15 protein-coding genes are annotated in these 14,082 nt (G+C 68.7%); 7 read left to right on the top strand and 8 right to left on the bottom strand.

Translation table 11 applies throughout. The features are described 5' to 3' along the window. The first annotated feature begins 300 nt into the window (after window positions 1–300). The 3 genes from LTT66_RS34835 to LTT66_RS34825 all read left to right on the top strand — a co-directional run bounded on the left by LTT66_RS34835 (window position 301) and on the right by LTT66_RS34825 (window position 3,027). Entirely contained in the window at window positions 301–777 is a 477-nt protein-coding gene (locus tag LTT66_RS34835; protein ID WP_233062723.1) for a MarR family transcriptional regulator, read from the top strand. A 92-nt stretch (window positions 778–869) separates the two neighbouring features. Further along, the gene (locus LTT66_RS34830) at window positions 870–1,868 is read left to right on the top strand and encodes an acyl-CoA dehydrogenase family protein (protein ID WP_233062722.1); all 999 of its coding nucleotides are present in this window, start codon (window positions 870–872) and stop codon (window positions 1,866–1,868) included. Continuing rightward, window positions 1,852–3,027 (top strand): acyl-CoA dehydrogenase family protein, encoded by a 1,176-nt coding sequence (locus tag LTT66_RS34825; protein WP_233062721.1) that lies wholly within the window; start codon window positions 1,852–1,854, stop codon window positions 3,025–3,027. Before LTT66_RS34830 ends, LTT66_RS34825 begins: the two co-directional genes overlap by 17 nt. A 50-nt stretch (window positions 3,028–3,077) precedes the next feature. On the opposite strand, the gene LTT66_RS34820 is transcribed toward LTT66_RS34825, so the two are convergent. After that, window positions 3,078–3,605, bottom strand: coding sequence for a carboxymuconolactone decarboxylase family protein (locus LTT66_RS34820; RefSeq protein WP_233062720.1), 528 nt, complete (start codon window positions 3,603–3,605; stop codon window positions 3,078–3,080). 404 nt (window positions 3,606–4,009) lie between these two features. Here LTT66_RS34820 and LTT66_RS34815 point away from each other — a divergent pair, with 404 nt between their 5' ends. After that, on the top strand, window positions 4,010–4,522 hold the full coding sequence (locus LTT66_RS34815; protein WP_181724357.1) for a hypothetical protein: 513 nt from the start codon (window positions 4,010–4,012) through the stop codon (window positions 4,520–4,522). 67 nt (window positions 4,523–4,589) lie between these two features. Here LTT66_RS34815 and LTT66_RS34810 read toward each other — a convergent pair whose 3' ends face one another. The 5 genes from LTT66_RS34810 to LTT66_RS34790 form a co-directional block, all read right to left on the bottom strand. Further along, window positions 4,590–5,006, bottom strand: coding sequence for a hypothetical protein (locus LTT66_RS34810; protein WP_233062719.1), 417 nt, complete (start codon window positions 5,004–5,006; stop codon window positions 4,590–4,592). A gap of 182 nt (window positions 5,007–5,188) precedes the next feature. Then, on the bottom strand, window positions 5,189–6,265 hold the full coding sequence (locus LTT66_RS34805) for an NAD(P)H-dependent amine dehydrogenase family protein (protein WP_233062718.1): 1,077 nt from the start codon (window positions 6,263–6,265) through the stop codon (window positions 5,189–5,191). Window positions 6,266–6,307: 42 nt separating this feature from the next. Further along, window positions 6,308–7,168 carry an acyl-CoA thioesterase gene (locus LTT66_RS34800; protein ID WP_233062717.1) on the bottom strand — a complete coding sequence of 287 codons (861 nt, stop codon included), beginning with the start codon at window positions 7,166–7,168 and terminating at the stop codon, window positions 6,308–6,310. A gap of 71 nt (window positions 7,169–7,239) precedes the next feature. Next, a complete protein-coding gene (locus LTT66_RS34795; protein WP_233062716.1) occupies window positions 7,240–7,776 on the bottom strand; it encodes a twin-arginine translocation pathway signal in 537 nt (178 codons plus the stop codon). Beyond that, window positions 7,773–8,705 (bottom strand): hypothetical protein, encoded by a 933-nt coding sequence (locus LTT66_RS34790; RefSeq protein ID WP_233062715.1) that lies wholly within the window; start codon window positions 8,703–8,705, stop codon window positions 7,773–7,775. Before LTT66_RS34790 ends, LTT66_RS34795 begins: the two co-directional genes overlap by 4 nt. Before the next feature lie 409 nt (window positions 8,706–9,114). Here LTT66_RS34790 and LTT66_RS34785 point away from each other — a divergent pair, with 409 nt between their 5' ends. The 3 genes from LTT66_RS34785 (at window position 9,115) to LTT66_RS34775 (ending at window position 11,479) form a co-directional block, all read left to right on the top strand. Beyond that, on the top strand, window positions 9,115–10,635 hold the full coding sequence (locus tag LTT66_RS34785) for a class I adenylate-forming enzyme family protein (RefSeq protein ID WP_233062714.1): 1,521 nt from the start codon (window positions 9,115–9,117) through the stop codon (window positions 10,633–10,635). A 22-nt stretch (window positions 10,636–10,657) separates the two neighbouring features. Next, window positions 10,658–10,960 (top strand): hypothetical protein, encoded by a 303-nt coding sequence (locus tag LTT66_RS34780; RefSeq protein ID WP_233062713.1) that lies wholly within the window; start codon window positions 10,658–10,660, stop codon window positions 10,958–10,960. A gap of 171 nt (window positions 10,961–11,131) precedes the next feature. Next, window positions 11,132–11,479 (top strand): DUF4286 family protein, encoded by a 348-nt coding sequence (locus LTT66_RS34775; RefSeq protein ID WP_233062712.1) that lies wholly within the window; start codon window positions 11,132–11,134, stop codon window positions 11,477–11,479. Between the two features lie 56 nt (window positions 11,480–11,535). Here the strand turns inward: LTT66_RS34775 and LTT66_RS34770 are convergent, their stop codons facing one another. Beyond that, complete coding sequence (locus tag LTT66_RS34770; protein ID WP_233062711.1) at window positions 11,536–13,167, bottom strand: FAD-dependent oxidoreductase; 1,632 nt, start codon at window positions 13,165–13,167, stop codon at window positions 11,536–11,538. Window positions 13,168–13,257: 90 nt separating this feature from the next. Further along, on the bottom strand, window positions 13,258–13,923 hold the full coding sequence (locus LTT66_RS34765) for a TetR/AcrR family transcriptional regulator (RefSeq protein ID WP_233062710.1): 666 nt from the start codon (window positions 13,921–13,923) through the stop codon (window positions 13,258–13,260). Window positions 13,924–14,082 lie beyond the last annotated feature (159 nt).

Genomic DNA, 14,082 nt, shown 5'->3' with positions numbered 1-14,082 from the left:
TCGATTCACGCGTGTCGCGGCGTGCCGGGTCCACCCAGGCCTCGTCGATTGGGTTGTGGACGACTAGCGTCCGCATGCTTCCCGCTGGTGTTCGCGCTTGGGCGCGGGCTTCCCGCCCAGCACGGGTGGTGCCGTCGCTGCCTGGTCGATACGGGGCGTGCGCGACGCTGTTCACCCAGGCGCACCTGCTGCACGCCGCAATAGCCGACCGAACCCGAGTTCCGCCGCATCCTCCGCGGCGGGGTTATTCTCGCGTGCAGAGTATCTCGATCATGGAGAGATCTGGCGGAGGGAGCGGCGATGGCGGTACCGAGCACGCGGGAGGAGACCTTGGGTGCGGTGCGCGAAGAGTTGCGGAGGCAGGCCACCCAGACGGTGGTGTTCCATTCGGCGGTCGCCGCGCGGCTCGGCATCACGGTCACCGATCTCAGTGCGCTGAACCTGCTCAGCATGCAGGGCCCGCTCACTCCTGGCCAGCTGGCGGACCAGCTCGGCGTCACCCGCGGCGGTGCGATCACCACGGTGGTCGATCGGTTGGAGCGGGCGGGATATGTGCGGCGGAGCCGGGATTCGGAAGACCGGCGGCGGGTCCGGGTCGAACTCGTGGCGGTCCGGGCGGAGGTGGCGGTGGCGCCGCTGTACGGGGAACTCGCCGCGCTCGACGAAGGCATGCCGGACGACGACGCGACATTGCGAACCCTGCTGGATTTCGTCCGTAAGGTGAACGCGGCGCTCGTCCGGGCTACGAGCCGGGTCTCCGAAGCGCACACCGTCTGACTGGACCGGATCCGGCGGAGGGCGACTTTCCAAAACGAGAATGATATTCTCTGTTCAATGCACGCGGTGCTGCGACAGGGAAGAAGGTCGACATGCTGTTCGAGTTCGACGCCGACCAGCGACTATTGCGCGAGACGGCGCGGGAGGTCACGGCGAAGCAGTGTCCACCCGCTCTGATCCGGGACATCGTCGACAAGGATTCGGAGCCCGATCCGCTGTGGCAGACCTATGTCGACGTCGGCTGGACCGAGCTGACCGACCCGTCCCTCGCCGTCGAATTGGGCATCGTGCTCGAGGAATTGGGGCGCGCCACCGACCCCACCCCTTTCCTCGCCTCGACGTCCCAGTTCGCTCCGCTCGTCCCGGGCGAGGCGCGAGTCGAACGGCCGTGCGCGGCGGTCTATTCCGGGGTCGTCGCCAGGCGGGACGGCTCGGGATGGCGATTGGACGGCACGGCGCACAACGTTCTCGACGGCGACCGGGCGGAGCGGTTCGCGGTGGTCACCGATGCGGGTGTGTTCGTCGTGCCCGCCGCGGCGGTGACCGCGCGCCGCGTCTCGGTCTTCGATCCGGTGCTGCACGTCGCGGAGGTGTGCTTCGCCGGCGTGCTGGTCACCGACGGTGACCGCAGTGAGGTCGATCCCGAACGCGCTCGGCAGCACGCCCTCACCGGCCTGGCGCTGACCACCGTCGGCGCCTGCCAGCGCATCCTCGACCTCGCGTTGGAGCACGTGCGCGGCCGCCGCCAGTTCGACACGATCATCGGCTCGTTCCAGGCGGTGCAGCACAAGGCCGCCGACATGCACATCGCGATCGAGCGGGCCAGGGCGCTGGGCTACTTCGCCGCGTTGTGCCTGGCCGCGGACGACCCGCGGCGCCGGATGGCGGCGTCCATGGCCAAGGCCTCGGCGGGGGAGTGCCAGGCGCTGGTCTTCCGCCACGGCATCCAGCTGTTCGGCGCCATGGGTTTCACCTGGGAGAACGACTTGCAGTTCGCGCTCAAGCGGGCCAAGGCGAGCGAGCTGATGCTCGGCGGCGCGGCCGAGCATCGAGCGCTCATCGTGGAGGAATACCGTGCAGCTCACCTTTGATCCCGACGTCGAGGCATTCCGCGCCGAGTTCGTCGCGTTCCTGACCGAGCATCTACCCAGCGAGGCCGAGGCCGTGCAGCGCTCGAAATCCAGTGCGCACGTGCCGGAATGGGCGCGCCGGTGGCAACGCCTGCTGTTCGACAACGGCTGGCTGCTCCCGGCGAATCCGCCGGAGTTCGGCGGGCGCAACGCCACGGTACTGCAGCAGTACGTGCACCTGGAGGAGCTGTCCAAGCGGCGGATCTACCACAGCTTCAATCCGCAAGGCGTGGGGATCGTCGCGGCCTCACTGCTGTCGTTCGGCACCGAGGAGCAGAAGCGGCGCTGGGCGGTGCCGATCCTGCGGGCCGAGATCACCGCGGCGCTCGGGATGAGCGAGCCGGGAGCGGGTTCGGATCTGGCTTCGCTGCGCACCAGGGCGGTGCGGGACGGCGACGACTACGTGGTCGACGGGCAGAAGGTGTGGACCTCCGGCGCGCACGACGCCGACGTGCTGCTGACTTTCGTCCGCACCGATCCCGCCGCCCCGAAGCATCGAGGGATCAGCGTTCTGCTGATCCCGACCGACATACCCGGGGTCACCCGACGTCCGTTTTCCTCGGTGTGCTCGCCGGACGACCTGGATTTCAACGAGGTCTATTTCGAAGGCGCCCGGGTCCCGGCCGAGAACCTGATCGGCGCGCCGAACGAGGGCTGGTCGGTGGCCACCGGCTCACTCGGTCACGAACGCACTCTGCTGTGGCTGGGGTACGCCGACCGGCTCGAGGACCTGCTGGGGGACTTCCGCCCGCGGAGCGTGCTCGACCGCGACGCCTACGCCAAGCTGATCATGGACTCGCACGCCCTGCGGTTGCTCGGTTCGGCGGCTCTGGCGCGGGAGGCACGCGGCGAGCAGGACGTGCCTGCCCTGTCGATCCTCAAGGTCCTCGGTTCGGAAGCCGTGCAATCGGCGTCGGAACAGGCGCTGAACGCCGTCGGGGTGGACGGGCTGGCTCACCCCGCCATGAGCTCCCGCCCGAATCCCCTGAATCTGGACCACTTCTCCTCCGGCTGGTTCGAGCGCTACATCCGGAGTTTCGCGGGCACGATCGCGGGCGGCACCTCGGAGATCCAGCGCACGATCATCGCGCAGCGAGTACTCGGCCTGCCGCGCGGCTGACCTCCGGAACACGTTGCCGACCCGGTGATCGCGCCGGGTCGGCGCCGACGTCAATGTTCGACCTGCACGCCGAAGGTGTTGAAGGCCATTGCCAGCGTGGTGTATCCGCCGACCGTGAACACCAGGTCCATGCGTTGCCGCTCGTCGAGACGTTCGCCCAGGGCGGCCCAGGTCTCCTCGGACAGCGCTGATTTCTCCCCGAGTTCGTCCACCGCCCGCAACAGCAGGCGGTCGAACTCGTCCGCGGCGGCTGCCGCGCCTTGGACCGCGGCGATCTCGTCCTCGGTCAGCCCGGCCTCGGCGCCCATTCGGACGTGGTGATGCCATTCGTATTCGCAGCCGCGCTGGTGTGCGACCCGCAGGATGGCGATTTCCCGCAAGCGTGCCGGCAGCGTCGACCCGAACAGCAGATGGACATTGAAGCCCAGGAAAGCCTTCGTGAGGGCCGGATGGCGGACCATCGTCGCGAGTGCGTTCCCCGCCGCGCGTGGGTTGCGACGATCCGCGGGCAGCATGCGCGACAGTGCGGCATCCACCGCGTCGTCCCACTGGTCCTCTGGAAGCGGGGTCACACTCATCGGCCTTCTCCTGTCAGTTAAGAGAATATAACTCTCAAATGCGACTACTACATTTCCAAAGGCGTGGACTGTAGTCAATGCGCGGGTCGGACGGGTATGGGGGGTTGCGTGTTGCGTGGACGGACTTGTGATCCGCTCGGAACGTAGGGTCAGTTCAGGGCTCTCGACGCCGCCGATCGAGTATTGATTCTCTTCTAAAGAGAAGCTACGTTTCAATGAACGAGAGTGTGTTACCGAACACAATCGGTGACCTCCGTGGGGCGCGGCCCCGCAGCTCGAGATCGGCCGATGGGCCCAGTGCAGGGAGGGTGAGCATGGCTGCTCAATATTTCGACTCCGTCGACCAGAGCTTCGGTGGAGCGCATTCGGTCGCCGGGTGGCGCGCGCACGCGCGCAAGCACCTGCTGCGCTACCGGCTCGCCGTGGTCGCCGCGACGGCTGTCGACGTGGTACGGCATGCGGGCGGCTGGCTATGTGACCGGACGATGGCGGGCTGGGAGGTCACCGTGCTGCTGGCCGACTGCTCCGACGTACGACCCCTGCAGATTCTCGGCGCCACCGTCCTGGATCTCGAGGGTTCGCTCGCGACGCCGGTGCACGACACCTGGCCGCATGCGGTGGCGGTGGCTCCGGAGCTGTTCGCCGCCGACGGCCGCGTCCGGCACGGGGTGCTGGACTGCTTGGACCACGGTCTGATCGAAGTCGCGCTGTGGGGAGAGGAACTGCCCGAGGAACTCGACGGCAGACTGGGCACGGTGCATCATCGGCTGAGCGTCGCCGCGCAGGCGTTCAAGGGCTGTGCGTTGGCGGCGGCGGGTGTGCCGGCCGCCGGGATCGCCGACGCCGAGACGTTCCGCAGCGGGGAGCTGCTGCTGACCGGACTGTGGGGCGGCACCGATCTGGTCGCCGTGGGCTGAACGCGAAAGACGAACGCCGGCAGCGAAAGGCGCCCGGCCTGGCCGGGCGTCGCGACGGGTTCGCGGGCTATTGCCGCGCCGCAGCCGAGCCGGTTCCGCTGATGGAGATCCGGGGGCTTCCCTGCCAGCCGCAGGGAAGCCCGCAACTGGGGCGAACCTCGGTCTCGACCCGCCCGTCACGCAGTTCCCGCACCGTGGCCGACGCCTGCGCGGGGTATCCGCAGTCGGGGCATTTCGCGAAGTAGTCCAGCACGTCCCGGACCGTCATGCGCAGCGGGGCGTCGCCGCTCGGCGCGTCCACCCGCGACGGACGGCTGTGTTTCCACAAGCGGCTGGGAAGCTCGCGGGCTCGCGGCGCCCCCGTTCGGCGGGCCTCAGGGGTGCGCGCCGACGCCGGAGTGTGCACATGTGGCTCGTCGGGCGCGAAGCCGCCTCGTGTGGCGCCTGTTTCGCTCTGCCGGGCGGGCACGCCTCCGTCGTTCATATTGTGAGAATACCACTCTCTAATTTGAATATGTCCATTCTGCACAACATGAGTGCGAATCGGGACGCGGGCTCGTCGGCCGCGGGTCGGCGCACTTATCGCCTGGGCAGAGAGTCGTTCGGGACCGAGGACGTCCACCGTCCCGTCTATTCGGGCTGTGATGAGGACGCTGCGGTCGCGAATCAGCCCAGATTCGCGGTCAGCGGAGGAAGGTCGAGCGTGGTGCGGATACCCGGTGGGGCGGCGCACAGGTACGCCACGGCGTTGACGGCGCGGTTGGCGGCATACCGCGGCGAGATGGCGCTCATCCCGTTCGGGTCCACCGGATAGCGCAGATCCATCTCGATCGGAGTCTCCCCGTCGATCGCCACATGCCATCCGGTGGCGCGTACCGGCCACGCGGGGCGGAGCGCGGGCGTGCAGTACCAGGTAGACCGCAACCGGAGCAGGACCCGCCCGGCGCCCCGCCCGGAGACCGTGATGCGCTGCGCGGCTACCGTACCCGCCGCGAGGGTGGTGCACTCCAGCGGGACGTCGTCCGCCGCGAGCGCCACCTCGCCGCGGACGTCGAACGCGTCGAGGGGCAGCCGGACGGCGTCGGCGACCAGCCGCAGCGACGGGCCGAAGGTCTGTTCCGCGTGGGCCAGGCGCTGTTCGTCGAACGGCGCGGGGGCGGCGCCGAAACCCATTGTCTCCAAAAGTAATCGCGACGTCCCCCGTCGGGCGAGGTCGACGCTCTCCTCGATCGACATCCGGTCGATGCTGCGCTGGATCGAACTGAGCGCGACGGGAAGGGTTTCGGTGACGAAGCCAGGGGCGATGCCGGTGCTGAGGATCGAGGCGCCGCCGAACCAGCACGCCGCCTCGACGCGGGCGCACACCGCGGGGTCGACGGTGTCCGGGTGCCGGAGATCGCCGTGGGTGGTGACCACGTTGATGCCGGCCACCAGAAGACGGCAGACGTCGTCGGCGTCGAACAGCCGCGGCATGTACAGCACGCAGTCCGCGCCGAGTGCCAGGATCTCGTCGACGTCCGTGGTGGCCGCGACGCCGCTGGTGCCGCCCGATCCGCACAGGACGCTCGCGTCGATCCCGGCCTTGGCGGGATCGTGGACTCGCACACCAGCGAGCGCTAGATCGGGATGGTTCAGCACGGCGCGCAGCGCGTGCGCACCCACACCGCCCGTTCCCCACTGGACGACCCGGTAGGGGCTTGCCGCCCGTGCGTCATGACCGTATGACCGGGGATTCGGGTCCATGGCTCGTCCGTTCCGTGCGTCGAGGAGGGGCGGGGAGGCTGGTCACGGGCGGAACCGCAGCAGGCCCTCCTGGGCGAACGAGGCGACGAGCGTCCCGTCCTGCGTGAGGATGTCGCCTTTGCCGAAGCAGCGGCCGTGCGCGACGAGCGGGCTGTGGTGGCGTAGCAGCAACCAGTCGTCGGTGCGGAACGCGCGGTGGAACCAGACCGAGTGGGTGGTCGTGGCCGAGGTGAACGCGGTGCCGTTGCCGCTCTGGCCGACGCCTTCCAGCGGGCGCAGGGCGGTTCCGATCGGACTCAGGTCGGTCGCGTAGGCGGCCAGGGCGGCGCCGAATTCGCTGGGTACGCGGGGGGTTCGCATCCACAGCTCGTAGTCGGGCGGGTGCGCGCCGGTCGCGTCCAGATCGGCGGTCGATCGGGTCTCCCACGGCAGGATGTGTACCTCGGTGCGGTGCCGTGGTCCGGGCACGTCTGGAATGTCCGGGACGGTCTGGTGTTCCGGGCCGTCCTCGTGGGCGTGCATCGAGACGACCGCCGTGGCCACGATGTCTCGTTTCTGCCGGGCCGTGACCGTGAGCGCCGCGAACGAGCGGCCTTCGTGCTGGCGCTGCACGATGTAGAAGACCGGGGCGTCGCCCTTGCCTTCGTGGGCGAACACCGCGTGCAGGGATTTGACGGCCTTGGCGGGGCAGGCGCACATGGCCGCCCGCACGATCTGTGCCAGCAACTGCCCGCCGTACAGCCATCCGCAGTCCAGCCGCTGACTCGATCCCTCGTAGACGGTCAGCGTCTCCCGGCGGCGGCCTCCGGTTCCAGGGCGGGTCTGCGCCGCTCCGGGGGAAGGAGACGTCGGCCGCTGGCGGAGGTCGAGGCAGGCGAGCAGCTCGCTCCAGAGGTCAGGCATACCTAAATTGTAGCCCGCTCTCTGTGAAAGAGAATTAAATTTCCCTAGCGGCTGGCGCCGGGTACGGTGGGCTAGACCGGGTCGAACGCCGAGATCCGCCAGGCATCCTCGGCCTTGCGCAGCGTGACTCGGACACTGCTGGCGGCCAGCGCCGGGTCGGGCTTCTCCGTACTCGTGGTGGTCTGGTTGATGAACACCAGGACCACGGCCTCGTCCGTGCGCAGTTCCGACACCGCCGCCCGGACGACGGTCGCGGTCGTCCGGACCGACTTCTGCTTGGCGGCCGGGGCCACCACCTGCTGGGTGAACTGGCTGTAGTACGCCAGGAAGTCGCCGGTCAGGAAGGACTTCGCCGTGCCGAGATCTTGGTCGAGGGTTTCGGGCGCGTAGGACAACAACGCGACCGTGCCGCGGGAGGCGGCGTCGAGCGCCGCCGCGCTGTCGTCGTCGGCTCGGCGGTCCGGCCGGTACTGGAGGAGGAACAGGCACGCGGCGGTGGCGACCGCGGCGACGACGAGTGCCGCGAGCAGGGCGGGCCCGTACCGCGCCCACGCTTCCCGTTTCGATTCGGCGGCGCCCGGAACGGCCGACGTGCTGTCGTGGGTCACGGGACGAACTCGACTTTCGACATCTTGAGCTGATCTCCGTCCCGGCTCACTGTCACGCTCAGTCGCCAGGCGCGCGGCTCTTGTCGCGCACCCGCGGAATTGGTGACCTGCGACGTCGCGGCGACCAGCACGACCGCGGAATCCTCCGTCATCGACTCGATCGCGGTGGCGTTCACCTTGCCCGCCGTGGCGACCTGCGACTGCTGGACCACGGTCGTGAAATCCGCGGCTCGCGCCTGGAAGTCGCCGCGAAAGGACCCGGTGGAGTTGTCCAGGACCCGCTGCACGTCCTCTTTCGCCCGGTTGAAGTCGAGCGTCGTCAAGGCCACCACTCCCTGCCGTGCGGCGGCGGTGAACTCGGCTGCGCGCCGGTCTTTCTCGGTGGCCTCGTGATGGTGCCACACCGTGTATCCGCTGCCCGCGAGCGCGAGGGCGATCACGGCGAGGGCGCCGACGACCATCACGGAGCGACGGCGAAGGCGCCCAGCGATGATGTCGCGGAGCTGCGCGCGGCGCGGAAGGGATTCGGGTTCGGCGGTATTCGCGGTGGCGTCACGGTCCTCGTCGGCCGACGGGCTCGCCTGCGCGCCGCCCGTCGGGTGGGGATCGGAACGGTCATCCGCCGCGTGATCGTCTCCGGGTTCGCCGGGCTCGGCGGCTGGATCCGAGACCTTCGGCTTTCCGTCCGGCGCCGCGGAGCCGGTGCGTCGTGACATGGCGTGTGCTCGGCGGCGGCCCTCGGCCGCGCGCACCCGTGCCCTGGCCGCCGCGGCACGCGCCTCGGCTGCCTGTGCCTCCGCCTCCGCCGCCTCGGCGGCCAGCGCGAGTTCGTCGACATCGGGGTCGCGGGGCGAGTCGTCGCCCGGGATCTGTTCGGCTCCGTCCCGTACGGGTGGCGGCTTCACGTCGTTTCCGGTACTCGGGCTCATCACCACCTCCGCGGCATCGCATCGGATCGCGCGGGCCGACTTGGCCGTCGTCCGATCCTGATGGGTAAGACAAGGAATGAGAATGACGTTATCACAGTGGATGCGAGCTAGCTCGTATCAAGCTTCTTTTCGGGACTTGATTACGGCAATGTACTGCGTAAATGTTGTTTCCAGCCAATTTGCAAGCCGCCGGGGATGCTCAACTCGCGCAACCGTCCGATGGCAGGTGGTTGCCGAAGGATGCCTCCGGCTGAGAGGGAAGCGGTTGTCCAGGGGTTGTCCCCCGTCCGGCCGGTCGGAACCGATCGTTCCGGCGGGCCGTGGTCGCAGGTGTGAATATGATATTCTCCAATGAGGAGAATGTGGATATCGAAGCGCGCCCGGAGGGCGGTCGCGGAGAGGGTGCGGAATGAGCGTTTCGCTCTTGCTGGACATGGCTGCCTCGAGCAACCCGGACCGGCCTGCGGTGGTGTGCGACGAGCTGCGCTGGACCGCGGCCGAGCTGAACGAGCGCGCGCAGGGCGGCGCGGCGGTGATCGGGAACTCCGGCGCACGCAGCGTGGCCTACGTGGGCACCGGCGGCCATCTGCTGCCGCTGCTGATCTTCGCTTCGGCAGGAGCCGGAATTCCCTTCACGCCGTTGAATTATCGACTCGGCGCCGACTCCTTGCGCGAGTTGATCGCTCGGCTCGACGATCCGCTGGTGGTCTGCGACGACGAGTACCACGACATCGTCGGCTCCTTCGGCGGCAGGATCATGCGGTCGCGGGCCTTCGCCGACGCGGCCGCCACCGCCGATGCGCTCGTCGACGCCGATCCGCCCGACCCCGACCAGGTGGCCGTGGTGCTGTTCACGTCGGGGACGACCTCGCGGCCCAAAGCGGTCGAGCTGTCGCACAACAATCTGGTCAGCTACATCACCGGGACGGTCGACTTCGGCTCGGCCGGACCCGCGGACGCCGCGCTGATCTGTGTGCCGCCCTATCACATCGCCGGTATCGGCGCCGCGCTCTCCAATCTGTACGCGGGCCGGACGATGGTGTACCTGCGCACCTTCGACGCCGCGCGATGGATCGAGCTGGTCGCCGACGCGGGGGTCACCACCGCGACCGTGGTGCCGACCATGCTCGATCGCATCGTGACCGAACTGGAGCGCTCCGGCGCACAGTTGCCCACGTTGCGCAATCTCGCCTACGGCGGATCGAAGGTCGCGCTGCCGTTGGTCCGTAAGGCGCTCGACCTGCTGCCCGGGGTGGGTTTCGTCAACGCCTATGGCCTGACCGAAACCAGTTCGACGATCGCGGTGCTCGGGCCGGAGGACCACCGGGCCGCGCACCGCTGCGCGGACCCGGCGGTCGCGCGGCGGCTCGGCTCCGTGGGGCAGCCGGTGCCCGGCATCGAGGTGCAGATCCGGGACGACAGCGGCCGGGTACTACCCGCGGGCGTGACGGGGGAGCTGTTCGTGCGAGGTCCGCAGGTGTCCGGCCGGTACACCGGGATCGGGTCGGTGCTGGACGACGAGGGATGGTTCCCGACCAAGGACGTCGCGATGCTCGACGCCGACGGCTACCTGTTCATCGGCGGCCGCTCCGACGACACGATCATCCGCGGCGGCGAGAACATCGCACCGGCCGAGATCGAGGATGTGCTGGTCGAACATCCCGCGGTGCGCGAGGTCGCGGTCATCGGCGTGGAGGACGCGCAATGGGGCCAGATCATCGTGGCGGTGGTGGTGCCCGTCAACGGCGCGACACCCGATCCTGCCGCGCTGCGCGACTACGTCCGGGCCGGGCTGCGCGGCTCCCGCACGCCCGACCGTGTCGTGTTCCGGGATTCGCTGCCCACGACACCGACCGGAAAGGTGCTGCGCCGCGAGCTCGTCGAGGAGTACGGCCCACGGACCGCGGCGGATGTCGCCGCCACTACGTAGTCACCGTCAGGAAAGGATGACAATGGTCAAGAACGGCACTCGCCTGCGCAGTCAGGTGTGCGACACCGAGGTGATCGTGGTGAAGGCCGCGGGCAGTCTCGACGATCTTCGCGCCGGGGGTGTTCCGATGGTCCCGGTCAGCGCGGAACGCACCACCGGCGCCGAGCCGGCGGCGGAGTTCGCCGACGGCAATCTGATGGGTAAGCGCTACGTCGACGATTCCGGCGCCGAGATTCTCGTGACGAAGGCGGGAGCGGGGACGCTGAGCGTCGGCACCACCCGGCTGGCGCTGAAAGAGGCCAAGCCCCTCCCCGCCAGCGACTGACCGGGTCCCCGACGGGCCGCGTGATCGCCGCAATGCGGCGCCCGCGCGGCCCGTCGCCATTTCCCACACATTCTGCAAGCAATATTCTTACGATCAGAAAGTAATATTCTCATCGTCTCACGATGACCCGGCGCACGGCCGGCACCGAGACGGAGCGGAAGGACGCGAAACGTGGCGGAATCGAAGATGCTGGTGTTCTCCAACGCGGTGGCGGGGCAGGACGAGGAGTTCAACGAGTGGTACGACACCAAGCACCTCGCCGAGGTGGTCGCCGTGCCGGGCGTGTCCAGCGGGCAGCGATTCGAGCTCGTGCCCGCCGCCCTGCCCGGCGGAAACGCCGCGGCGCCCGTGCACCGGTACCTCGCGGTATACGAGCTGAGTGATGATCCGGACAAGGTTGTGCAGGCGTTTGTGGCCCGCGCGGGCAGCGGGGAGATCGAACTCAGCAAGGCCCTGGATGTCTCGACGCTGGCCGTCTCGGTGTGGCGTGCCAGGGGCACGGGACAAACCGCGGACTGAGCCGACGGCCCAGGGGCGTCGCCGCATCGACCGCGACGCCCTCGGGTGCGCCGGTATCAGCGCCGTGCCACCGCCAGCATCTCGTCCACGGAGAAGAACTTGACGCGGGGGCGGGTGGCCGCGGCGCCGCGCTCGCGCTCCGCGGCGTCGATGGCGCGCCAGCCCGTCCATCCGACGGCATCGGCGCCGCGCTCGATCATTCGCGCGCGCAACGCTTCCCGGTCGTCCACTTGCCGATCCAGTGCCCCGCTGTGGAAATCGGCCAGCAGCGCCGCGACGGTTTCCGCGGCGCAAGTCCGGTTGGTTCCGATGACACCGCGCGGCCCGCGTTTGATCCATCCGGCCACGTAGACACCGGGCAGAGCGGCTCCGGTGTCGTCGACGACACGGCCCTGCTGGTTCGGCACGGTGCCGGTGCGCGCATCGTAGGGCAGGCCCCCGACCGGATCGCCTTGGTAACCGATGGATCTAAGCACCAGCGACGTTTCGATCGAATCCGTCGCGCCGCCGAGGGAGCCCGCGAGGAATGTTCCGTCCTCGGCGATCCGATTGCGCACGGTGCGCAGTTCTTCCACGTGTTCGCCGCCGACGAGTTCGGCCGGCGAGGTGAGGAACCGGAACACGATCCGCTTGTGGCCCTCGGTCGCTGGGCGCGCGGCGAATTCGCGGGCGATCTCCAATGTGAGCGCCGTCTCCACGTCGTCGTCCGGGTGCGCCGCGAGGTCACCGCCCTCGATGATCACGTCGATGCCGGTCAGATGTCCGAGTGCGTGGAACTCGCCCACCGAGAACGCGGCGTCGCGCGGACCGCGCCTGCCGAGCACGACCACCTCCTCGATGCGACTGTGCGCCAGCGCCTCCAGCGCGTATTCGGCGATATCGGTGGCGGCGAGGTCCTCCGGTGACATCAGCAGCACTCGGGCCACGTCGAGCGCGACGTTGCCGTTCCCCACGACGACCGCCCGGCGCGCCGACAGAGCGAACCGGCGCCCGGTGTGGTCGGGGTGCCCGTTGTACCAGCCGACGAACTCGGCGGCCGCGTGGTGGCCCGGCAGGTGCTCCCCGGGGATGCCCAGATCGCGGCTCGCGGAGGCGCCGACGGCGTAGATCACCGCGTGGTGGTGTGCGAGCAGATCGGCATGGGTCAGCGTCTTCCCGATCTCCACGTTGAGGTGGCAGCCGAATCGGCTGTCGGCGAAGGCGGCATCGAAGATCCGCACCACCGATTTGGTGCGCTGGTGGTCGGGCGCCACGCCGGCCCGGATCAGGCCGAACGGGGTGGGCAGGCGCTCGAACAGATCGACTTCGACGCCGCCGATCTCCAGCAGTTCGGCTGCGGCGTAGCAGGCCGCAGGGCCCGCGCCGACGACGGCGACACGCAGTGCGCCCGGCTCGATCGATGTGCGTTTGGTCAGCGGCTCGATCATTCCGGGCTCCAGGGGGTGGTGCCGGAAGTACGCGGCGTTGATCTCCCGGAACCGTTCCATCTCTGGCGGAAGGTCGAACTCGGAATAGATCGCGTCGACCGGGCACTCGTCGGCGCATGCGCCGCAGTCGATACAGGTCTCCGGATCGATGAACAGCATCTGCGTGCCGCGCTCGTCATCCGTGGGCCGGATGCAGTCCACCGGGCATGCCGCCACACAGCTGGCGTCTTTGCAGCAGTTCTGGGTGATGACGTAAGCCACCGGCTGACCTCCTCGAAGTGTGGCGCGAATCCGCCAGATCACCCTGGTAGTGTAAACCAAGTTCTCAATACTTGAGAGGATGGTTATCGTTCAGCTCCCGGCCCGGCGGCCCGTGATGCCGTGGGCGCAGAAGTTCCAGACCTCCTCGGGGGTGAGCGGCCGGGCCTCGGGATCCGCGTTCGCGGGCTGCGAGGTGAACATCACCGTATGCATGATCATCGCCGCGAGCCGGCGCGGATTGGCGGCGGCGGTGAGCCTGCCCGCCGCCTGCGCCTCGGTCATCAAATCGGCGAACAGTGCGAACAGTGAGGCGTGCGCCATCCGTACCTCCGCCGGATGGGAACTCAGCAATTGCGGTGAGAACTCGGTGAACAGCGGCCGCCGTGCGTCCGGATCCGGCCGGCACAGCTGGAACAGCAACTCCACCGCCGTCCGCAGCCGGTCCAGCGGCTCGCCGCTGTTGATCGTGGCCGCGCGGATCTGCTCGACCGTGCGGCCCAGCGCGTCCTCGTACAACGCGAGCAGCAGTTCGTGCTTACCGTCGAATTGCAGATAGAAACTGCGCAGCGACTGCCGCGACCGGTCGACGACCTCCTGCACCGTGAAATCCGTACTGCCTTTCTCGGTGATGATCGCCTGCGCGGCGTCGAGGAACCGCTGCACCCGCTGTCCGGCCCGCAGTGTGGCCGTGCGCAGCGATCGCTCCACGGCGCGCTGTTTCCAGGCAGGCTCACGCCGCCCCTCGACGTCAGTCATGGCCGCCCCACCCCGCGCGCCGACTCGTTCGCACCCGTCGCAAACCATGCATCACCGCATGATACTCGCTCGGAATCATAATTCTTCCTCTTCAGCCATTAGCATCTGAGAATTGAAACTACTATTATCGTTACTGAAGAACCATATTCTCGCGCTAGT

Source organism: Nocardia gipuzkoensis, assembly GCF_021183645.1.
Lineage (GTDB): Bacteria > Actinomycetota > Actinomycetes > Mycobacteriales > Mycobacteriaceae > Nocardia > Nocardia abscessus.
The sequence above is the reverse complement of the archived record's forward strand: the minus strand, read 5'-3'. Positions and strand labels throughout refer to the sequence as shown.

Bases quoted from the DNA above. Each gene is read 5' to 3' on its own strand.
- LTT66_RS34835 (WP_233062723.1), top strand. From the start codon at position 301: ATGGCGGTACCGAGCACGCGGGAGGAGACCTTGGGTGCGGTGCGCGAA.
- LTT66_RS34830 (WP_233062722.1), top strand. From the start codon at position 870: ATGCTGTTCGAGTTCGACGCCGACCAGCGACTATTGCGCGAGACGGCG.
- LTT66_RS34820 (WP_233062720.1), bottom strand. From the start codon at position 3,605: ATGAGTGTGACCCCGCTTCCAGAGGACCAGTGGGACGACGCGGTGGAT.
- LTT66_RS34810 (WP_233062719.1), bottom strand. From the start codon at position 5,006: ATGAACGACGGAGGCGTGCCCGCCCGGCAGAGCGAAACAGGCGCCACA.
- LTT66_RS34805 (WP_233062718.1), bottom strand. From the start codon at position 6,265: ATGGACCCGAATCCCCGGTCATACGGTCATGACGCACGGGCGGCAAGC.
- LTT66_RS34800 (WP_233062717.1), bottom strand. From the start codon at position 7,168: ATGCCTGACCTCTGGAGCGAGCTGCTCGCCTGCCTCGACCTCCGCCAG.
- LTT66_RS34790 (WP_233062715.1), bottom strand. From the start codon at position 8,705: ATGAGCCCGAGTACCGGAAACGACGTGAAGCCGCCACCCGTACGGGAC.
- LTT66_RS34785 (WP_233062714.1), top strand. From the start codon at position 9,115: ATGAGCGTTTCGCTCTTGCTGGACATGGCTGCCTCGAGCAACCCGGAC.
- LTT66_RS34780 (WP_233062713.1), top strand. From the start codon at position 10,658: ATGGTCAAGAACGGCACTCGCCTGCGCAGTCAGGTGTGCGACACCGAG.
- LTT66_RS34765 (WP_233062710.1), bottom strand. From the start codon at position 13,923: ATGACTGACGTCGAGGGGCGGCGTGAGCCTGCCTGGAAACAGCGCGCC.